Annotated in this window: 16 protein-coding genes and 1 pseudogene; 16 read left to right on the top strand and 1 reads right to left on the bottom strand. The window is 31.9% G+C overall.

Features of this window, described 5'->3' with window-relative positions:
• The first annotated feature begins 7 nt into the window (after positions 1 to 7).
• The 16 genes from AR328_RS15275 (at position 8) to AR328_RS15350 (ending at position 20,589) form a co-directional block, all read left to right on the top strand.
• Positions 8 to 1,240 (top strand): ABC transporter ATP-binding protein, encoded by a 1,233-nt coding sequence (locus tag AR328_RS15275; RefSeq protein ID WP_066297078.1) that lies wholly within the window; start codon positions 8 to 10, stop codon positions 1,238 to 1,240.
• A 23-nt stretch (positions 1,241 to 1,263) separates the two neighbouring features.
• A complete protein-coding gene (locus AR328_RS15280; protein ID WP_066297082.1) occupies positions 1,264 to 2,463 on the top strand; it encodes a class I SAM-dependent methyltransferase in 1,200 nt (399 codons plus the stop codon).
• Between the two features lie 15 nt (positions 2,464 to 2,478).
• Complete coding sequence (locus AR328_RS15285) at positions 2,479 to 5,136, top strand: glycosyltransferase (RefSeq protein ID WP_066297085.1); 2,658 nt, start codon at positions 2,479 to 2,481, stop codon at positions 5,134 to 5,136.
• A gap of 90 nt (positions 5,137 to 5,226) precedes the next feature.
• Positions 5,227 to 6,495 carry a glycosyltransferase gene (locus AR328_RS15290; protein ID WP_066297091.1) on the top strand — a complete coding sequence of 423 codons (1,269 nt, stop codon included), beginning with the start codon at positions 5,227 to 5,229 and terminating at the stop codon, positions 6,493 to 6,495.
• Positions 6,470 to 7,597 (top strand): glycosyltransferase, encoded by a 1,128-nt coding sequence (locus tag AR328_RS15295; RefSeq protein WP_066297094.1) that lies wholly within the window; start codon positions 6,470 to 6,472, stop codon positions 7,595 to 7,597. The genes AR328_RS15290 and AR328_RS15295 overlap by 26 nt, the downstream gene beginning before the upstream one ends.
• A gap of 35 nt (positions 7,598 to 7,632) precedes the next feature.
• A complete protein-coding gene (locus AR328_RS15300; RefSeq protein ID WP_066297102.1) occupies positions 7,633 to 9,762 on the top strand; it encodes an LTA synthase family protein in 2,130 nt (709 codons plus the stop codon).
• A gap of 123 nt (positions 9,763 to 9,885) precedes the next feature.
• On the top strand, positions 9,886 to 10,788 hold the full coding sequence (gene rfbA / locus AR328_RS15305) for a glucose-1-phosphate thymidylyltransferase RfbA (protein ID WP_066297104.1): 903 nt from the start codon (positions 9,886 to 9,888) through the stop codon (positions 10,786 to 10,788).
• Positions 10,775 to 11,335 carry a dTDP-4-dehydrorhamnose 3,5-epimerase gene (rfbC, locus tag AR328_RS15310; RefSeq protein ID WP_066297114.1) on the top strand — a complete coding sequence of 187 codons (561 nt, stop codon included), beginning with the start codon at positions 10,775 to 10,777 and terminating at the stop codon, positions 11,333 to 11,335. Before rfbA ends, rfbC begins: the two co-directional genes overlap by 14 nt.
• Positions 11,336 to 11,347: 12 nt before the next feature.
• Entirely contained in the window at positions 11,348 to 12,367 is a 1,020-nt protein-coding gene (rfbB, locus tag AR328_RS15315; RefSeq protein ID WP_066297121.1) for a dTDP-glucose 4,6-dehydratase, read from the top strand.
• On the top strand, positions 12,367 to 13,212 hold the full coding sequence (gene rfbD, locus AR328_RS15320) for a dTDP-4-dehydrorhamnose reductase (protein ID WP_066297124.1): 846 nt from the start codon (positions 12,367 to 12,369) through the stop codon (positions 13,210 to 13,212). The genes rfbB and rfbD overlap by 1 nt, the downstream gene beginning before the upstream one ends.
• An 81-nt stretch (positions 13,213 to 13,293) precedes the next feature.
• Positions 13,294 to 14,253, top strand: a complete 960-nt coding sequence (locus AR328_RS15325) for a glycosyltransferase family 2 protein (protein ID WP_066297127.1) — start codon at positions 13,294 to 13,296, stop codon at positions 14,251 to 14,253.
• Between the two features lie 17 nt (positions 14,254 to 14,270).
• Positions 14,271 to 15,131 carry a glycosyltransferase family 2 protein gene (locus AR328_RS15330; protein WP_066297130.1) on the top strand — a complete coding sequence of 287 codons (861 nt, stop codon included), beginning with the start codon at positions 14,271 to 14,273 and terminating at the stop codon, positions 15,129 to 15,131.
• A gap of 19 nt (positions 15,132 to 15,150) precedes the next feature.
• Positions 15,151 to 16,542 carry an undecaprenyl-phosphate glucose phosphotransferase gene (locus AR328_RS15335; RefSeq protein ID WP_066297133.1) on the top strand — a complete coding sequence of 464 codons (1,392 nt, stop codon included), beginning with the start codon at positions 15,151 to 15,153 and terminating at the stop codon, positions 16,540 to 16,542.
• A 435-nt stretch (positions 16,543 to 16,977) separates the two neighbouring features.
• Positions 16,978 to 18,120: a non-hydrolyzing UDP-N-acetylglucosamine 2-epimerase gene (wecB, locus tag AR328_RS15340; RefSeq protein WP_066297136.1), complete on the top strand. Its 1,143-nt coding sequence runs from the start codon at positions 16,978 to 16,980 to the stop codon at positions 18,118 to 18,120.
• 165 nt (positions 18,121 to 18,285) lie between these two features.
• Complete coding sequence (gene galE, locus AR328_RS15345) at positions 18,286 to 19,263, top strand: UDP-glucose 4-epimerase GalE (RefSeq protein WP_066297138.1); 978 nt, start codon at positions 18,286 to 18,288, stop codon at positions 19,261 to 19,263.
• A gap of 183 nt (positions 19,264 to 19,446) precedes the next feature.
• Positions 19,447 to 20,589: a phosphatidylinositol-specific phospholipase C/glycerophosphodiester phosphodiesterase family protein gene (locus AR328_RS15350; RefSeq protein ID WP_066297150.1), complete on the top strand. Its 1,143-nt coding sequence runs from the start codon at positions 19,447 to 19,449 to the stop codon at positions 20,587 to 20,589.
• A gap of 450 nt (positions 20,590 to 21,039) precedes the next feature.
• On the opposite strand, the pseudogene AR328_RS15355 reads toward AR328_RS15350, so the two are convergent.
• Positions 21,040 to 21,708: pseudogene (locus tag AR328_RS15355) on the bottom strand (ATP-binding protein); the annotation flags it as partial.
• Positions 21,709 to 21,943: the final 235 nt, after the last annotated feature.

Here is a 21,943-nt window from a genome sequence, read left to right on the forward strand (position 1 = left end):
AAAAATAATGAAGAAAGATACTGTAATATCTATTGATAATATATCAAAGGAATACAAACTTTATGATAATAAGATTGACCGTTTAAAAGAAGCAATTAGTATTTCAAAAAAAAGTTACTATAAAAAATTTCTTGCACTAAAAGATGTATCATTTGATATTAAAAAGGGTGAAACAATTGGATTAATCGGGAAGAACGGATCTGGAAAATCTACTTTACTTAAGATATTGTCGGGCATAATAAAGCCAACAACGGGGTCTATAAAAATTGATGGTAAGGTTTCGGCTTTATTAGAGTTAGGTGCAGGCTTTAATCCTGAATACACAGGTTTGGAAAATATTTATCTAAGCGGAACAATTTTAGGCTTCAGTAAAAAAGAAATTGATGCAAAATTAGACGAGATCATTAATTTTGCAGATATAGGAGAGTTCATTCATCATCCTGTAAAACTTTATTCAAGTGGTATGTTTGTAAGATTGGCATATGCAGTTCAGGCATGTATTGATCCAGAGATACTTATTGTAGATGAGGCACTTGCTGTTGGTGATGCTGCATTTGCATTAAAATGCATGAATCATATGAGGAAGCTTGTTAATAAAGGAGTCACAGTGATTTTAGTAACTCATGATGTACAGGCAATACGAAGCTTCTGTAGCCGTGTCATTTGGCTCCATGAAGGTAAGATAAGGAAAATTGGAAATGCTAATGAGGTTACATCAGAATATGTTAAAGAATTGTTTTTAATGGATGATGAAAATGGTGCAAAGACAAAGAAAGAAGAAAATTTAATAAGATGGGGAAATGGACGTATCCAAGTTGTAGACTCAAGAATTTATGATGAAAAAGGTGAAGAATCAGAAGTTATTGAATGGGGCGAGGATATTACAATCTGTTTAAAAGCAAGAGTAAATGTAGACTATGTAGCGTCTGACCAAATTGGTTTCGGTTTTAGTTTTAGAAATAAACATGGTTTAGATATTATTGTATCTACAACCTATGAGGAAGGTGAAAGACTTGGTCCCCTATATAGAGACCAAGAAATAACTGTTAACTTTAAACTTAAAAATATATTAACATCAGGGGAATACGCACTACTTTTATCAATTGAGGACCGAAGTGGAACGAAACCAGAATATTACGATTTCATTGAAAATATAAGGATATTAAAAGTGATTAGCGGTAAAAGGTTTTTCTCCTTAGTACAGCCTAAAATTGAACAAAACATTATTGTGAATAATTAAAATAAGAATTGGGGTACGGAGAAATGGATAATTACACACCAAGTTCTAAGCCAACTAAAGAAATCTGGGATAGTGTGGCTGATGAATATAGTTTAGATATTTCCAATTCTGATATCAGTTTATCCAGAGAAATTATTGAGATTTTTAACTCTGTTGGTATAACAAATGAAAACGAACTTCTGGAAGCAGGAAGTGGAAGTGGGCATTTGTCTGGTTTATTATCTAAAAATGGTTTTGATGTATCGTTACTGGATTTTAGCCCAAATGCGCTAAAAAAGTCAGAAGTCTTTTTTAATAGGTATGGTTTTAAAGGCAAATTTATTTTAGATGATTTATTAGAACTAAAAAAAGTTAATGAGAAGAAAAGTGTAGTATGGAATAGTGGAGTATTGGAACACTTTGATGATATTGAGTTAGTAAATTGTTTATTATCAATAAGAAATATTGCTAAGGATTATTTTATTTTTTTAGTACCTAACGCAAATTCATTACCGTATTTATTATATAGACATAAGTTAATGTCACAGGACGAATGGAAATTCGGTACTGAATATTTAAGGGAAGATTATGACTATTTTTTATATGGAACCGGATTTGAAGTGGTAGAAAAATTTTATGTTGGATGGGAAATAACAAACTATATGCTAGAAAAAGTTTTGGGTTTTCAAGACAATATGAATTTGATCCACTACTTCAAGAGTTTAGGTTTATTAACAAGTGAAAATTCATACCTAGTTGGGTATGTAACTAAACCCAAAAAAGGGTTTCATTATAGCGATGATTTTTTTAAGGGTTATCAGGGAGTTACAAAACAACGAACTTACGACTTCGATACTTTTTCTTATAATTCAGATGGTGTTGATAGTATTCTAGCAGTTGATAGATTTAATGAGTTAGAACGCAAAATAAATGAAAAAGATCAACTCTTATTAAAAATGCAACAAGTAATTGATGAAGCATCAAATTGGATTAAAAAATCAGAGAATGAAATTAAGCTTAGAGATAAGTATATCCTTGAAAAGAATAAAGAAATTAAGGATATATCTAAATGGGCTCTATCTCTTGAGGAGACAATAAAAAAAAGAGATAGTCAAATATTACATTATAATACAGAATTAGAAGAAAAAACTTTACTCCTCAATGATTCTATTAAAGAACTTGAAGAGATTAAAGGTTCAAAATTTTGGCCAATGATTAGGAGAATATTACCAGAAAAAAAGTAAAGTGAGATGTGATAATTGGGCGGGAAAAGTGAGCAAATTAAAGGTGAAAACAAGGAAAAAAATAATGTTGTAAATTATATTAATCAAATAAAAAAATTCAATCAATTGTACTATCAGGTATTATTGGAACAGAATAACCAATTTGATAGGGCTAAAAATACAAAAGCTTGGAAAATAATGTGCTTGTTAAGGAGGGTTAATGAACAGCTTATAAAAGGGAATTATGTGGAAAAGAAAAAATTTGGTCAATGGGTTATTAATAAAACACTTAAAAGAACAGTAGCTAAAAAGGATGAACTTAATAACTATAGTCCAATTCAAATTCCACCTATAACTGAGTATCAATTGCCAAATATTGAAATAACTGAAAGTGTTAAAATATCTAGCTTGTCAGAGTTGGATTTAAACAACTTTTCGAAAATTCCGCATAAAATTGATATATTTAGATTTCCGGTTATTGAATGGGATTTTAGATGGCAAAGACCTCAACAAATATCAGTACAATTCGAGAAAAATGGACACAGGGTTTTTTATTTTTCTATAGAGACACATGGTGTGTGTAACCCAAATGCTACCTATGATGATATTTCAAATCTGACTGTTGTTAAGGAATTACAAGAAAATATATACTGGGTAAAATTATGTACAAATCAACCTTTAAATGCATATAGGGATAAAATATCTGGGCAAGATTTAACCTTTATGAAATGGTCAATTAAAAGCATTAAGGGGAAATTTAACGTTGGAGCAACATACTCAATAGTAGACTTACCATTTTGGTCAAATTTGGTCATTACTTTGACTAACAATAAGGTGATTTATGATTGTATGGATGATCATGAGGGATTTTCTACAAACTCTACTGAGATGTTACTCCAGGAGGAATCATTAATTAAATCATCTGATATTATATTTGCATCTTCACAAAAATTATATGAAAAACTACTACCTAAAAATCCTAATACTCTACTAGTTAGAAATGCTGGGGAGTTTGAGCATTTCTCTAAAATTTCAGCTGAGGTTCCTTTAGAAATTAAAGACATTACAGGACCGATAATTGGCTATTATGGTGCGATATCCGAATGGTTTGATATTAAGTTAATAGAACAGTTAGCTAAAAGGAATAAAAATTGGACATTTGTATTAGTAGGTAACACATTTGGCTGTGATGTTACCGATGCTGAAAAGTTAGATAACATTATTTTTACTGGAGAGGTTCCATATAAAAGTCTCCCAAGTTACTTACAAAGATTTGATGTTTGTTTAATTCCTTTTTTAGTTAATAACTTAACACTTGCTACAAACCCTGTTAAAGTTTATGAATATCTTGCTGCTGGAAAACCTGTTGTCTCTACTCGTTTACCAGAATTAGAGTATATCAGTGAAATGGTCTATTTAGCAGATGATGTGACAGGATTTGAAAGATCTATTTATGCTGCTCTGAAGGAAGAAAAAGAAACAAGTGTATTATACAGAAAAGAATTTGCTGCAAGTAATACATGGTCTACGCGGTATAAAGAAATTGAAGAGTATATTATGGAAAGTTATCCTAAAATAAGTATAATAATCGTGACTTATAATAATTGGAGTTTTACAAAACAATGTTTAGAGAGTTTATTCAAAAATAATGGGTATCCTAATTTTGAAATTATTGTTATTGATAACAATTCTACAGATGAAACTAGAGTACAGTTAGCGAAGATAAATCATCCAAATATAAAAATTGTTTTATCAGCAAAGAACCTTGGGTTCGCTGGAGGAAATAAAGTCGGATGCAATCTTGCAACTGGTGAATATATTATTTTATTAAACAACGATACTATAGTGACTCAAAATTGGATAGAGACATTAATTAAACCTCTAATGGAAAATAAGGAACTTGGAATGGTTGGACCCGTATCAAACTCAGTTGGTAATGATCAAATGCTAGACTTTTTTATAGGTGATCCAATAAATGGTCCATCAAAAGAATGGCTTAAGGATTTCAAATTATTCTATGAAGGAAACTATCGATACACAAATCTTCTTGGTTTTTACTGCGTTGCTATTAAAAGAGAAGTATATGAAAAAGCAGGGGATTTAGATACAAATTACGGTATTGGTATGTTTGAGGATGATGATTATTGTGAGCAAGTGAAAAGTCTAGGTTATAAGTTAGCGATTGTCGAAGATACTTTTGTCTTCCATCATGGTAGTGCTAGTTTTAAAAAGATCAAATCTGACCATTACCAGAAATTATGGGAGAAGAATAAAGCATATTTTGAAACCAAATGGAATACACAATGGTCTATGCCAAAACCACCTTTAAATATTTTTTCTGGAATACAAGACCCTAATGAGATAGCTAAAGTGATAAAAGGTGAAAAAAGATTATCTCCAATTTTAATTGTGGGAGATTGGAATTCTAAAAATAATAATTTTAAAGAATTTGTCATAAGAGTGGCCCGTAAGAAGGAAAACTTAATAATTGTTTACACAGACAGTTATAATGGCGAAACCTACCAAGGATTACGTAAGGTAGGCGAAAATGTGTATTTTACTAATAATTTAGAAATTATTTCTAAAGTAGAGTTTAAAAAGATTGTATCCTTTAAGTACGATTTAAATCTTGAAAAGATTAAATCAGAAGTCAAGCTTATAGATATGATGGTTAATGAATCAGAGGAAATGTAAATTAAAAAGGGTTTTCCAAAGGATGATTTAAATAATGCTCATTCTAACTCTTGCTATCATTAAAACTCCGATATATCGAGGTTAATTATTGTGAAAAAACTAATTAAAAAGGTCAATAGACTTATAAAAAAGGATCCTAACATAGTAGTTAGAAAGTTTATAAGTAAATTGCCACGTAGAATTAAAGACTGGATATTGAAATTTCCAGATGAAAAAACATTAATACATCAGGTAAATGAAGTGAGGGAAAGTCATAAAGGAAAAACATTTTATGTTTTTCCTTTACCTTCATGCCCGTGGGGTTATATGTTTCAAAGGCCTCAACAATTAGCTAGAGCTTTGGCTAATCAAGGTAAGGTAGTTTTCTATATGATTGATTCCTCTTTTCCTTATGAACCAGACTGGTTTGTAAGAGGGATTTCTGAAGTAGAACAAAATATTTATTTAGTAAATGATAATTTTAATGGTAACCTTTTTATCAAAGCCTTTTCCGATGAAGAAATCTATATTTGGCAATATTGGCCTCATCAATTTGGGAATATAAAAAAGTGGGACTCTGAACTTAAAAATAGTAAAGTAATCTATGATTGTATAGATCATTTAGAAACTTTTTTAAGCTATCCAGATATTAAAAGTGATTTCCTAGCTTCTTTGCGTAAAGCAAAAATAGTTTTAGCAACTGCCAAGAATATACAAAGATCTGTATATAAATACCGAAGTGATTGTTTGTACATTCCCAATGGAGTTAAAATAGAAGACTTTACTAATTATAAAATATATCCGTGGCCAAAAATTGAAGAAATACGGTCCAATAGTGATGTAGTTATTGGTTATTATGGTGCAATTGCTGAATGGTTTGACTTTACTACCATTGAATACATGGCTAAAAATAATCCGAAATGGACAATTGTGTTAGTTGGAGAGATTTACCATAGTGTAGAAGAAAAGGTTTCAAATTTAATGTTATATCAAAATATTCAAGTCTTAGATAGAGTAGAATATAAACTTATTCCACAATTATTATCAAATTTTGATGTAGCCATATTACCTTTTATTCTTAATAATATAACATTGAATACTTCGCCTGTAAAAATATTTGAGTATTTAGCAGGTGGTAAACCAGTTGTAAGTTCTGCACTGCCGGAGGTAATGGATATTGATTGTATCTATATAGGTAAGGATTCTATTTCATTTAATAATATGGTTTCTTTGGCTTTACAGAATAAAAGTAATAGGAAATTTATTAATGCTATGGAACAAGTAGCACGACAAAACACTTGGGGAACAAGGATTAAGTCTGTAAATGAGTATCAAAGAAGGGTTTTAGAAGATTATGACAAAAAAAATCTTAATATTTGACCGTATAGATTCTTCAAAATTTCCTGGAGGAGATACAATTCAGATTAATGCTATTTATAACTTTTTACTTAAGCATGGATTTACTGTAGATATTTCCGAAAATCCTCTAACAAATTTAAATAAATATGATTTTATTTTTATATTTAATCTTACAAATCCACTTGAAGCCTATTTATTTGCTGAATCAGCAACAAAATATAATAAGCCTTATATTTTATTCCCTGTATATTGGAATTTAGACACATTAAGGTATTCGAATAATATAAATTTAAGGCTTATTCTAAAGCGTTTTATGCCTAATTGGTCTAAATGGGTCTACCGAGTTACTAAATTTACTATAAATAATTTTACAATAATTAAGAAGCTAAGGATTAATCCATTTTTCTTGTTTAGAGAACAGACAATCTATGACCTAATTCTAAGAAGGGCAAAAATTATTTGCCCAAATTCATATGCTGAATTGGAACACTTAGAATTTAACTTTCCTTTCGCCAAAATGAAGCCTATTTTTAAAGTTATATATAACGGGATTGATTTAAAAGCACTAAATTCTTTTAAATCAAAAAATATAGGTAATTCAGTTACAAAAAAATACAAACTTCCATCAAATTATGTTTGTTGTGTCGGTGGTATAGGACCTAGAAAAAATCAATTAAATCTAGTTAAAGCTGCGAATAGAACGGGCATACCTTTGGTGATAGTAGGTAAAGCGGCAAAGGGTTATGAAGGATACTTCGAAAAGTTAAAGAAATTTGCTAAAGATAATATCTTTTTTTTGGGTCAGTTACCTCATGAAGAAGTTTTTGATGTATTAATTAATAGTGCAGGGCATATTCAACCTAGCTATATAGAAACACCCGGTCTAGCTTCTTTAGAAGCCTTGGCTATTGGGCGTCCAATTTGTGTTTCTAATACTCCCCCAGTAGTGGAGTACTTTAAAGAACATGCAGTCTACTGCAATCCAAATGATATAGAATCAATTTCTGAAGGTTTGGAATCCTTGTTTAAAAATGAAGTAAATATTTACTCTGCTAATTACATTAAGGAAAATTTTGATTGGAATAAAACTTTGAAAAAAATATTAACTATATTCAACGAATAGTAAACAGGTTTTACAACTAGAAAATGGAGTCACTAATGAAAAAAATACTTAAATCCTTGACTTTATATCGTTCTCAAATTCTAATTTTAATTCCATTAATATTGCTTTTCTTTATGGAGTATTTAAGTAGACAAAATTTCAATTTTACAATTTCTTGGTTTTTAGAAAATCAAAGAGAAGTTTTATTAAACTACTTGTTAATACTTCAATTATTGGTGATTGTAGTGTTGGTAACAAATATGTTTTATGGGATATTTATAATAACTGTCTCTTTAACAGTTTTCTCTTTTATTAATGGATTTAAACTAAAAATTCTGGGTCAACCAATTCTTCCAAGAGATATTTTAAGAATAAAAGAGATGGTCGATATATTACCATTGTTAATTGATTATTTATTTGTAATTCCGATTTTAGTTATCCCATTAATTATAGTGTTTTTTTTAATGAGAAAATTCATAAAGGTAAAACCATTAAATTTAGTACCAAGATTATTAATATCTGCTGTATTGGTTGTAACTTTCATAACCTTTTTTGTTTTTAAGCCTTCATTTATCGAAAAAGTTTATCAAAAATATGTTAGTTTTATTATCTGGGATCAAAAAGAAAACTATTTAACTAATGGCTTCCTTTTATCTTTTACTTCGAATATAGAAAAATCGATTATATATACTCCGAAAGGATATTCGAAAGAAACAGTGAAATTAAACTATGAAGATAGCTTAATTATGAAACCGTCTTTTGAGGAAAAGCCAAATTTAATAATAGTGATGAATGAATCTTTTTGGGATCCCACAGTATTGGAAAATATAGAATTCAGCAGCGATCCGATTCCGTTTTTTAGAAGTCTAAAAAAAGAAAGTACTTCTGGTTGGTTATTATCACCTCAATTTGGTGGAGGAACAGTAAATGTTGAATTTGAAATATTAACAGGTCATTCGATTAGTTTCTTACCTTTTGGCTCAATAGCTTTTCAACAATATATCAATAAACCCACTATGACGCTTGCTAGTATTCTTAAAAGTGAAGGTTATAGTACAGTGGGAATACATTCATATAAAGGTTGGTTTTATAATAGAGAAAATATATATAAACTTTTAGGCTTTGACTCGTTTATAAGTAGTGAATATTTTGTAGATCCAGTATATAAAGGCCCTTTTATCTCAGATATGGAAGTGTCAAAAAAAATTATTAATGAAATTGAAAGAAGAGCAGAACCATCGTTTGTATATGCTATTACAATGCAGAACCATGGTCCATATGGAAGTGCTAGGTATAAAGAAAATAATATATTAGTTAAAGCGGATATTTCGAATAGCTCAAAAGCAATGTTGGAAACTTATGCACAGGGACTGTATGATGCTGATAGAAGTTTAGAGTTACTAATAAATTATTTTGAAAATTCTAAAGAGCCTACAGTAGTAATGTTTTTTGGTGATCATTTACCTTTATTAGGTGATGAATATATGGTGTATAAAGAATCTCAATTTATAAGAGATGAAAATATACTAAGTCTAAATGATACAAAAAAGTTACATAGTGTTCCCTTTGTAATATGGTCTAACTATAATAATGAATCAAAATATATAGAAAATTATAGTACGTCATTTATTGGCCCTTATCTTTTAAATGAAATGAGTATAGACCTTCCGCCATATTTTAAATATATTAAGACGGTTTCTGAAAAAATGCCCGGTTTATCAAAAAGTATTAATATTGATAATAAAGGAAAAATTTATAAGTCAATCCCGAACAACTATAAGAAAATGATTGATAAATATTGGTATCTACAATATGATCAATTATTTGGGAAAAGATATACTTCTGCAACTACATTTATAAATAATAATTATAACCAAGATATTATTCCCAAAGTTGAAATAACAAAGGCGAGTATAGAGGAAGTTAGAGCAAATCAATTATTTAACCCTTGGGAGGGTGAATCAGCAATAGCAATTATGGGAGAAAACTTTATTGAAGGGTGTTCAATTTATATTAACGATAAAGAAATAAAAACTACTTTTGGTAGTAGTAATTTATTAACTGGGATTGTTCCATTGGATTTTTATAAAAAACCCGGTGAACTAATAATAGATGTTAAATTAAAGGGAAGTAGTAGTAAGATTATTGCTGAGTCAAATAAAATCACTATTCCTGTTATAGAGTAATTAAGTCTAATCAGCAATGATTCAAAATATAAATTATCTCTTAAAAGAGATGTATTGGAAATATAAAAATCATTAGATGAGTGTTTGCTATTTTATTTGTTAAGACAAAAAGGAGGAATTTAATTGAAAGGAATTATTCTTGCAGGCGGTAGCGGAACACGTCTTTATCCTTCAACTAAAGTTATTTCCAAACAACTTCTACCTATTTACGATAAACCAATGATATATTATGCCCTATCGGTACTCATGTTATCTGGAATACGTGAAATTCTTATTATATCTACTCCAGAAGATACACCTCGATTTGAGCAATTGCTTGGAAGTGGGAGTGATTTAGGTATTTCATTATCTTATGCAGTACAACCTTCTCCAAATGGAATTGCCCAAGCCTTTATAATAGGGGAAGAGTTTATTGGGGATGATTCAGTAGCACTAATACTGGGGGATAATATATTTTATGGTCATGGTTTTACTTCTATTCTAAATAAAATAGCAAGTCGGCCAATTGGAGCTACAGTATTTGGATATAATGTAAAAGATCCTGAGCGATTTGGTGTTGTTGAATTTGATTCAAGTGGAAAAGTGCTTTCCATAGAAGAAAAACCAGTTAGACCTAAATCAAACTATGCTGTAACGGGTCTTTATTTCTATGATAACCGAGTAATAGAGATCGCGAAGTCTATTTCTCCTTCAGCACGGGGTGAACTTGAAATCACAGATATCAATAAAGCATATTTAGATATGGGTGAACTACAGGTTGAACTATTAGGACGCGGCTTTGCTTGGTTAGATACTGGTACACATGAATCGTTATTAGAGGCATCAACATTTATTGAAACTATTGAAAAACGTCAAAGTCTAAAAGTTGCTTGTCTAGAGGAAATTGCATTTAGAAAAGGATATATTTCTGGAAAACAACTTCTAGATTTAGCTGAGCCTTTAAAAAAGAATGCTTATGGACAGTATTTAATTGATTTATACGAACGTAACGTACAAAAGGAGTTGCTATTAGTTGGAGCGCATTAATACTATTTTTAATGATGCCTTTTTATTAGAGCCTAAAGTTTTCGATGACCATCGTGGTTTCTTTTTAGAGAGCTATAATGAACGAGTTTTCGAAAATCTCGGCATCACTTATTCTTTCATTCAGGATAACCATTCTTTATCAGTTGAAGCAGGAACTTTAAGGGGATTGCATTACCAACTTGAGCCTTATGCTCAAACGAAGCTTGTCCGTGCTGTTAGAGGAGCAATTTATGATGTAATCGTTGATATTCGCAAAGAATCTCCTACTTATGGTCAATGGCAGGGTTTTATTTTAACGGAAGAAAATAAACGTCAGCTTCTTGTACCTAAGGGTTTTGCCCACGGATTCTGTACGTTAGTAAAAAATACAGAAGTAATATATAAAGTAGATAATTATTATTCAGCGGAACATGACAGAGGTATTCAATGGAACGATCCTTATTTAAATATTGATTGGCCAGTAAGAGAACCTATATTATCAGATAAGGACTCTAGGCATCCAATTTTATTAAAGGCTGGAGATACACCATTTGCATTCTCGCGGTAAAGGAGCTTAATAATGAAAGTATTAATCACCGGAGGAGCTGGCTTTATTGGCAGCAACTTTGTTCACTATATGGTAAAGAAATATCCTGAGTACACTGTCATAAACTTGGATTCATTAACATATGCAGGGAACCTTGAGACATTAAAAAAGGTTGAAGAAGAACCAAATTATCATTTTATACATGGAGATATCACAAACCATGAATTGATTGATTCTATTTTTCATAACGGAATTGATACTGTTATTAATTTTGCTGCAGAATCTCATGTGGATCGCAGTATTACTGATCCCGGAATCTTTGTTAAAACAAATATACTAGGTACACAAGTACTGTTAGATGCAGCAAAAAAATATGGCGTAAAAAAATATGTACAGATTTCTACGGATGAGGTCTACGGTACTTTGGGAGAATCAGGTTACTTTACGGAAGAAACACCATTAGCACCTAATAGTCCATATAGTGCTAGTAAAGCTGGGGCAGATTTGCTTGTACGCGCATATCATGAAACTTTTGGGTTGCCAGTCAATATTACACGATGTTCTAATAATTATGGACCGTATCATTTTCCAGAGAAGTTAATACCATTAATGATTTTAAATGCACTAAAAGATAAGCCCCTTCCTGTATATGGGGATGGATTAAACATTCGAGATTGGCTACATGTAGAAGATCACTGTAGCGCGATTGATTTAGTTCTTCGTAAAGGCGTTGATGGGGAGGTTTATAATGTTGGTGGTCATAATGAACGGACAAACATTGACGTTGTAAAATCAATTCTCCTGCATTTAGATAAACCAGATTCACTCATAAGATTTGTTGAAGATCGACTCGGGCATGATCGACGGTACGCAATTGATGCGACCAAACTTAGAACACAGCTTGGCTGGGAGCCAAAATATACATTTGAAACAGGTTTAAGACAAACGATTGATTGGTATTTGGAAAATCGCTCTTGGTGGGAAAATATCCTTTCAGGTAATTATCAAAATTATTATAAAAAGCAGTATGAAGAAAAGTTAGGGAATAGCTGATGAAAATTGTCATCACCGGAGCAAATGGTCAACTAGGTCAAGAGTTGGTTCAGCAGCTACAGCAAACTTCATTTACTATTTATGCTTTTACAAAAAATGATTTGGATATTACGGACACAGAAAATGTACAAAAGGTGATTGGAGAAATTCAACCTCATGTTATTATCAATGCAGCAGCTTATACGAAGGTAGACTTAGCAGAGACAGAGGAAGAACTAGCGTTCATTGTTAATGGATTTGCACAGCGTAATTTAGCAGTAGCTGCTGAAAAGGTAGGAGCTAAAATTTGTTATGTAAGCACGGATTATGTATTTGATGGAGAATCGTCCACACCATATGGAGAATATGAAACATGTAAGCCTTTAGGGGTTTACGGAAAATCTAAATATGTTGGGGAGCAGCTTACACAATCTTTAAGTTCCAAATATTTTATTGTCAGAACAGCTTGGGTATATGGGGAGTATGGTCCAAACTTTGTGAAGACAATGATAAAACTTGCCGAAGACCGAAATGAAATTGGTGTTGTACATGATCAAGTGGGATCACCAACATATACTGTTGATTTGGCTGAATTCATTATTAAATTAATTCAAACTGATAAATTTGGCATTTATCATGCTACAAATAGTGGCACATGTTCATGGTATGAGTTTGCAAAGGCCATATTTGAGGGATTAGGTTTGGATACAAAAGTAAATCCATTAACTTCTGATCGATTTTCTCGTCCAGCGGCGAGACCGAGTTATTCTGTCCTTGATAATATGGCTTTAAGAGTCAACGGGTTTCCTCAATTACGTCATTGGAAAGAAGGATTATCCACCTTTTTAAATAATCTCAAAAAATAACAATCTTTTACAGATTGTTATTTTTTTTATATAAAGGTATGATAATTTAGGTGAAATGAATTATTAGATAGGAGTTTCATAATGCCTACTGTAAGTGTGCAGATCGTTACTTTTAATAGTGAAGAAGTTATAAAGAATTGTCTGGATTCAGTGTTCAACCAAAGTTTCCCTCTTAAAGAGGTGATTATTGTTGATAATCAATCAAGTGATCAAACTCTTAATGTGGTTAGTGCCTTTGATAATGTCACTCTAATTAAGAATAATATTAATAGGGGATTTGCTGGGGGCCATAATCTAGGGATAAATCAAACTAATTCAGACTATATATTAGTTCTAAATCCAGATGTTATCTTAAACAAAGATTATATCAAAAGTATTATTGAAGAGATGGAGTATAATAAGAAAATTGGGTTAGCGACTGGGAAACTTTATAGAAATTTCAATGGTCAAATTTTAGACAGCACTGGGATAATAATAAAGAAAAACCGACGTGCTTTTGATAGAGGTTCGGGGGAATTTGATCAAGGCCAATATGACCAATTAAAAGATATTTTTGGAGTATCGGGAGCGGCAGCAATGTACCGTCGAAAAATGATAGAAGATGTTTCAATAGACGGTCAATTTTTTGATGAAACTTTTTTTGCTTATAAAGAAGATGTCGATGTTAGTTGGCGGGCACAATTATTAGGTTGGAAAAGTTTATTTGTTCCGGGGGCTATCGCAGTACACAGTAGGGGTTGGCAAGAAGAAAAGAAGAGATCGCATGTACCTTTATTTATTAGACAGAAATCTTATATAAATAGATATTTCTGCATATTAAAAAATGACGTAATTTCTCGTTTTGTTTGTCACTTCCCGATTATTATCGTATATGAAATCCTTAGTTTTGCTTATGCAGTTTTAAAGGAAAGAGAGATATTCTCTGCTTGGAGAAGCTTTATAACGGAATATAAGGCAATGAAACAAAAAAGGAAGTTTGTCATGAATAAAAGAAAATCATCAAACAAACATATATATTCATACTTTAAAGGTATTTGGTGAAATGAGGATTTCTTTAAATGGATGTTAGTATTATAATTGTCAATTACAATACAAAAAAGTTAACTACTGAATGTATTCAGTCAATCTATCATTCTAATACGTCTTGTCAATTTGAAATTATTTTGATTGATAATAACTCTACAGATGGAACAGTAGAGGCCATTAGAGGTACATTTCCTAATATAGAGGTAGTTGCAAATAAAGATAATGTAGGATTCTCTAAAGCGAACAATCAAGCGATAAATTTGTCGAAAGGTCGCTATATTTTACTGTTAAATTCTGATACAATAGTAAAAAATGGGACAATAGACACAATGGTTCAATTTATGGATAAGCATGAGGATATAGGTGCTAGTGGCTGTAAAGTAGTCCTACCTGATGGTTCGTTAGATAAAGCTTGCCATCGCGGATTTCCAACGCCTGCTGCATCATTTTATTATATGAGTGGATTGGCTAGAAGATATCCTACAATTCCACGATTTAATGGATACCATTTAGGGCATTTAAATATGAACAAGACTCATGAGATTGATTGTTTAGTAGGTGCCTTTATGCTCGTAAGAAGAGAGGCCATAGTGCAGGTTGGATTATTGGATGAAAATTTCTTTATGTATGGGGAAGATATAGATTGGTGTTATCGAATAAAAGAAGTAGGCTGGAAAATATTTTATTATCCACATGTGGAAATTATTCATTATAAAGGTGCCAGCAGCCGCAAAAAGCCTTTTAAAATTGTTTATGAGTTTCATAGAGCCATGTATTTATTTCATAGAAAACATTATTCAAAAAAGTACTCTTTTCTTGTCAACACAGCAGTATATGCTGGTATTGGCTTAAAGTTAAGTGTAGCTTGTTTGAGGAATATAACAAAAAAATAAAAGCTTAATGGTGATTATTATGATTCGGGGAAAAGAAAAATTTATTACAAAAATTTATGCAGGAATTGATTTTATCTTTATTCAGTTTGCTTTTATTCTTGCATGGATTTTGCGGTTTAATGAGGGGAAGTCGTCTACTCATTTACCACTCTCAGATTATTGGTTTTGGGGAATCATCTACGGTTTTTCATTTATTCTAATTGCTACTATAAGTACATTATACATGCCTAAAAGAAAAGCGAAATTTGCTACTGAATTGGCTAAGCTTTTTCAGGCACATCTTTTCAGCATATTTATTTTGCTAAGTGTACTTTATACTGTTAAATCCGTGGATATATCACGGTTATTCCTGTTTGTGTTTTTTATGTTAGCTGTTTTTTGTACTGCTTTTTATCGTTATTTTGTAAAACAATCTTTACGATATTTTCGAATAAAAGGGTTTAATAAGCAGTTCATTTTAATTGCAGGAGCTGGTAAAGTAGGGAAGAATTATTACCAAATCATCCAGAGACATCCTGAATTTGGACTTGAAGTGGTCGGATTCTTAGATGATTATTGTACACAACTTGAAGACGACTATGAACCTATTCTTGGGAAGTTAAATGAACTCAATAAGGTCTTATCTAGTAAACTAATTGATGAAGTTATCATAGCCTTACCGTTAATTGTTTATCCGAAATATAAAGAGATTATTGCTGTTTGTGAAAAGGCGGGAGTTCGTGTTTCCATTATCCCAGACTTCTATGATATTTTACCAGCTACTCCCTACTTCCAAAGATTTGGTGACCTGCCTATAATTGGAATTAGAGATGTACCTCTTGATGATGCTTATAATCAAATATTTAAGAGAGTTTTTGATGTCGTGTTTGCTTTAGTAGCAATCATTCTGTCCTCTCCGGTTATGTTTATCACGGCAATCGTTATCAAATTGACTTCACAAGGTCCGATACTTTTTAAACAAGAACGAGTCGGTTTAAATAGACGAACATTTTATATGTATAAATTCCGTTCTATGAAGCATATGCCTAAATCACAGTCAGACACTCAATGGACAACCGAAAATGATCCAAGGAGAACAAAATTTGGCAGCTTTTTAAGGAAGACTAGCTTAGATGAATTGCCTCAGTTCTTTAATGTGTTAAAGGGTGAGATGAGTGTCGTAGGACCAAGACCTGAACGACCATACTTCGTGGATCAATTTAAAGAGGAGGTTCCGAAATATATGATTAAACATCATGTCCGACCGGGGATCACAGGTTGGGCACAAGTATCCGGGCTAAGAGGGGATACCTCTATTGCAGATCGTATTGAGCATGATTTGTTTTATATTGAGCATTGGACGATCCTATTTGATTTAAAGATTATTTATAAAACAGTTTTAAATGGTTTTGTTAATCGGAACGCATATTAAAGGGCCGCCACAACCTTATGGTGGCCTTTAATTTATGTGATAAAATATTTAAGTAATATTTTTGTTTGGTGGAGTAGTTATGTAAACAATATTATAGCAATGCAATATATTAACTATAAAGGTTTAGAAGATAAATAATTACGAGAAGATGCCTCCTTTTTGGTTCTTTGAAATAATATTATTTGTATCTCTGCCTATACTAATTAATTTTTGAAAGATAAATAGATACAGAATAAAGGAAGGGATAATGGGGGTGTTATTCCCACCCCTAAATAATAAGAATAATAGGATCTAATATTAATTTCTGGAGGGATTTATGTCCAAATTGAAAATTACTTTCATAAGTTGAATTTATTATAATTTAGTAAATTTATTTTCTTAATTTTGATAGGACTTTTTTAATAATTGATACTGATTGAAAAGGAGATTCTAAAATTGAACAATAAGGTAAAGGTTTTAACAATATTCGGAACAAGGCCAGAAGCAATAAAGATGGCACCATTAGTTTTAGAATTAAATAAATATCCCCAATTCATAGAATCATATGTTGCTGTAACTGCACAACATAGAGAAATGTTGGACCAGGTTCTAGATGTTTTTAGTATTAAACCAGATTTTGATCTCGATATTATGAAGAATCGCCAAACATTAATAGATGTAACAACGCGTTCTTTAGAGGGACTGGATAGAGTATTGAAAGAATTAATGCCAGACTTAGTGCTAGTTCATGGCGATACATCAACAACTTTTGTAGCTAGTCTAGCGGCGTATTATAATCAAATTTCAGTAGGTCATGTTGAGGCTGGGCTTCGGACATGGAATAAATACTCCCCTTTTCCTGAAGAAATGAACAGACAATTAACCGGTGTTATAGCTGATCTCCACTTTGCTCCAACTATCAAGTCAAAGGAAAACTTAGTTAATGAAAATAAAAATCCAAATTCAATTTATATTACGGGAAACACAGCGATTGATGCCTTAAAGACAACCATTAATAATAATTATAAACATGAAGTGCTCGAAAAAGTAGGCAATGATAGATTGCTCCTTTTAACTGCACATCGACGAGAAAACATAGGTACTCCTATGAGAAATATGTTTAGGGCAATTAAAAGGCTCTTGGCAGAACATAATGATTTGCAAGTGGTTTATCCAGTTCATTTAAATCCCGCTGTAAGAGAAGTTGCTATTGAGGAATTAGGGGATGATGGTAGAATACACTTAATAGAACCTTTAGGTGTTATTGACTTTCATAACATTGCATCAAAGTCATATCTGATTTTAACTGATTCTGGTGGAGTTCAAGAAGAGGCTCCATCTTTAGGGGTCCCAGTTCTTGTGTTAAGGGACACTACGGAAAGACCAGAAGGGATAGAGGCTGGTACCTTAAAATTAGCCGGGACTGAGGAAGAAAATATCTTCAATTACACAAATGAGTTGCTAAGAGATAATCGAAAATACGAATTAATGGCTAAAGCAGCTAATCCATATGGAGATGGGAAGGCTTCTTATCGTATTGTACAAGCTATCCTTCATTATTTTGGGAAAATTGATAATGCTCCTACTCCATTTCAATAGGATATTACAGAAGGGTTGTGACATATAGAAATATTCAAAAATATATTAAGGAAATAGTGTAAATGATGTTTATATGTTAAAAATGTAATAGTACGGTTTAATAATAAAAATATAAACTGGGGCTGCCGCTTTTATGGCAGCCTTATTTATTGAGGTGAAATTAGGATGATTCTTGTAATTGGTGGAGCAGGTTATATAGGCAGTCACCTAGTTAGAGAGCTAGTGGAAACAGAGCAAGTTGTTATTCTCGATAATCTTTCCACGGGACATGAAAAGCTACTTATTAAAGATGCTATTTTCGTAAAAGGAGATTTAGGTGATTCAAAGGTGCTTGGTGATATTTTTAATACATATCCAATCAAGGCTGTTATGCATTTTGCAGCTAATAGCCTTGTTGGGGAGTCTATTAAAGATCCATACAAATATTATCAGAATAATGTTGCTAGCGCCCTTACATTTCTACACACAATGCTAAAACATGATGTTAAGAATGTTATTTTCTCATCCACTGCAGCAACATATGGAATCCCAAATGTAGATATTATCGATGAAGCTTGCTCAAACCAGCCAATTAATCCATATGGTCGATCAAAGCTTATGATTGAGCAAATTTTGGAGGACTTTTCAATTGCCTACGGGCTGAATTATATCGTACTTCGATATTTTAATGCTGCGGGGGCACATATTTCAGGAGAAATTGGTGAGGATCATATTCCGGAAACACATCTTATCCCGCTAATTTTAGAACATTTGCTTGGGTTAAGAGATAGCATATCTATTTTTGGGTCTGATTATGATAGCAAAGACGGGACGTGTATTCGGGATTATGTGCATGTGACTGATCTTGCTAGAGCACATATTCTAGCCTTAAATGCTTTAATGCGTGGAAAGAAAAAAAATACTGTATATAATCTTGGATCCGGTAAGGGCTACTCTGTTAATGAAATTATTGATTTGTGTGAATCTGTATCCGGTTTAAAGGCAACTAGAATCTATGCTGACAGAAGACCTGGTGATCCCGCTAAGTTAGTAGCATCATACAAAAAAGTGAAAAGTGAGTTGGGATGGGATCCCAAATTTACTCTGGAGGAGATTATTCGGAGTGCTTGGAAATGGCATAGAAAGAATGGGGGCAATAAATAATACCACTAAAAAAATTTTCTCAAAGTTTTATATAACGCCAAATCTAATGTTTAGCTTAGAGTCTCAAATTTATTTTCTGTGATTACAATGGTAAGTTACCTAATTGATATTGAGAATTGGAAACTTTATCCCTATAATAAAAGTAGTTTTTATGATTAATATAAAATATGAAGGAGAAACCATATGAAAAAATTATTTTTTTATTTATTAGTAAGTATTCCATTGATCTTACTGGTATCAATAAATGATGCGTATGCATCAACCAAGATTATGTGGGGAAAGACAGAATTGAAAATTGGCCAAATTGGAAAGGTTACAATTTTAGAGAATACTTCGTTTTATAAAATTAATAGCATTGGAGAATTAGAGAGTGTAAATAGAATAGCGAAGAAAGGCAACGAATTTAGGGTTTATAATTATAAGAGTACAAGTGGTGGTATTTACGGACTTGGTGCAGAGCTATACGTAAAAAAAACAAATCAAATTAAGTATGAGACACCATCAAAGGCAAAGCTCGCTCTATTAAAAGGTTTAGATGAAAAGAAATCAGATGATGATAACGAATTAATTAATAAAAATCAAAATGTTTGGATAAATAATAAATTAATAGCACATGCTATGGGCGGAATAAATGGTAAGACTTATTCAAATAGTTTAGAAGCATTTGAGCATAATTATAACCTTGGTTATAGGATCTTTGAAGTGGACTTCTCATTAACGTCAGATGATATTCTTGTTGCTAGACATGATTGGAGGGTTTCGCTTTCTGAGATGTACCAACAAGATTCCCCTACGACTATTGATGAGCCATGGACATATGATTATTTCATTAACCAGAAAATCTACAAAAAATATACACCATTAGATGTAGATAAAGTTATTGAATTGATGCAAACTCATAAGGACATGTATATTGTTACTGATACAAAGGAAACCCAAAGTGATATTGTAAAACACCAATTTCAATTAATTGTTGACGCTGCAAAGAACGAGCCTGAAATATTAAATCGAGTGATTCCGCAAATTTATAATCAAAATATGCTATCAGTTGTAAAAAGTACATATAATTTCCCTAATTTAATTTATACTTTATACATGTCAAAAGATACTGACCAACAAGTTATTGATTTTGCTTTAAAAAATGGTATTAAAGCTATTACGATGTCAACCTATAGATTTAATGAAAAGTTTGTTAATAATTTAAATAACGTTGGAATTGTTTCTTATGTTCACACTATTAATGATAAGGAAACCATCAATAAATTCCTGATGTACGGTATTCATGGTTTTTATTCTGACTTTGCATTACCAAGTGAAAATATCTAAGGGCTTTTTTATATTTTACTTAATTTGTTTAAGTAAATTATCTATATCTTTAGGTAAACCTCCTAATGATAATTTGTTATTTTAGATAGCACCTTTCTATGGTAGTTAAAAAACATGTTCGATTTCACTAATTTACATGGATAAGTATGGTCAGGTGTTTAATTTTTGATAGCAACAGGGTCAAGATAACTTTTTGAAAAAGTCCTGCGACATTTCATTGCCACAGGACTTTGGATTTTATTATTATCTCTTGATGAATGGTTATAAATAGAAACCTCAATCCAGTTACGGAACCGACATACTATTCACTGTAGTTGCATTTCCAGCATGATCACTAATCGTTGAATTTGAATCAATTTAAATATAATGATTACGGCCACTAGATTTTACCACCCTCGCCATGTTTTTTACCACCGTTTGCCAAGGAACTTACCAGGCTACGCCAATGAATAAAATAGCTTCCGCAATGGTTTCATTACCTAACTTTATATGCCACCCGCTAAGATCAATCTGTGAACAAAAAATAGTCGAACCAACTTTATGACGAGCTTCAGTAATTTCTAGAAGAATTGCTCCTTCATCAGTTGATAAATCTGTTAATAGCCATTCATCAAGTATGAGTAAATCCACTTTTGTATACTTTTTGATGCCCTTCCGATAGCTTCCGTCTGCTGCAAGTTTTGCGAGTGTTAGTTCATCCAGTAATTCCGGCAAACGAATGTATTTGACATTATAAATTTGCCTACAAGCAGATACTCCGAAAGCTGTTGTGGCAAAAAATGATTTTCCTGAACCCGTGGGTCCCTTCAATATGATATTGTGACCCTCTTGGATAGGTGCCGCTAGCCAGTTTTAAAATAAACCCTTTATCTAATCTTCGGTCCTCGTAATATTCCATATCTTCAAAATAGGCATTTGAGTTCAAAAAGGTGGCTGTTTTAATTATCCGTTGAAGCTTATTACTTTTACGACGGGAATATTCTAAATCGATCAGTAAACTAAAGCGGTCTTCAAAACTCATCTTTTGAATTCTTTATTCAATGCTTGTTCCTTATAGGCTTCAGCCATTCCGTATAGTTTCATTTCGTGCAATTTAGTTAATGTTTGTTCATTCATCATTTATCTGTTCCCCCATAGTAAGAAGCGCCCCGTATGAAGCCATAGTTATTTTTGCTGATTTCTGTTTTCCGTTTCAATTCCTGCTCGGCAGCATTCTTTTTATTGTTCTTCAGTATTGTTTGAATACTTTTGACCGTCAGTCTTTGAGTAACAACTTGCAGGAAGGTGAAAAGTGAATTGGTGTTGGGAGCCAGTATATACTTTTGAGGATATTATTGGAGGTACTTGGAAATGG

It is taken from the genome of Bacillus sp. FJAT-29937 (genome assembly GCF_001509555.1).
In the GTDB taxonomy this organism is placed as follows: domain Bacteria; phylum Bacillota; class Bacilli; order Bacillales; family Cytobacillaceae; genus Cytobacillus.

Excerpts from the sequence above, each read along its gene's own strand:
- AR328_RS15275 (WP_066297078.1), top strand. The coding sequence starts at position 8 with ATGAAGAAAGATACTGTAATATCTATTGATAATATATCAAAGGAATAC.
- AR328_RS15280 (WP_066297082.1), top strand. The coding sequence starts at position 1,264 with ATGGATAATTACACACCAAGTTCTAAGCCAACTAAAGAAATCTGGGAT.
- AR328_RS15295 (WP_066297094.1), top strand. The coding sequence starts at position 6,470 with ATGACAAAAAAAATCTTAATATTTGACCGTATAGATTCTTCAAAATTT.
- AR328_RS15300 (WP_066297102.1), top strand. The coding sequence starts at position 7,633 with ATGAAAAAAATACTTAAATCCTTGACTTTATATCGTTCTCAAATTCTA.
- rfbB (WP_066297121.1), top strand. The coding sequence starts at position 11,348 with ATGAAAGTATTAATCACCGGAGGAGCTGGCTTTATTGGCAGCAACTTT.
- rfbD (WP_066297124.1), top strand. The coding sequence starts at position 12,367 with ATGAAAATTGTCATCACCGGAGCAAATGGTCAACTAGGTCAAGAGTTG.
- AR328_RS15325 (WP_066297127.1), top strand. The coding sequence starts at position 13,294 with ATGCCTACTGTAAGTGTGCAGATCGTTACTTTTAATAGTGAAGAAGTT.
- AR328_RS15330 (WP_066297130.1), top strand. The coding sequence starts at position 14,271 with ATGGATGTTAGTATTATAATTGTCAATTACAATACAAAAAAGTTAACT.
- AR328_RS15335 (WP_066297133.1), top strand. The coding sequence starts at position 15,151 with ATGATTCGGGGAAAAGAAAAATTTATTACAAAAATTTATGCAGGAATT.
- galE (WP_066297138.1), top strand. The coding sequence starts at position 18,286 with ATGATTCTTGTAATTGGTGGAGCAGGTTATATAGGCAGTCACCTAGTT.
- AR328_RS15350 (WP_066297150.1), top strand. The coding sequence starts at position 19,447 with ATGAAAAAATTATTTTTTTATTTATTAGTAAGTATTCCATTGATCTTA.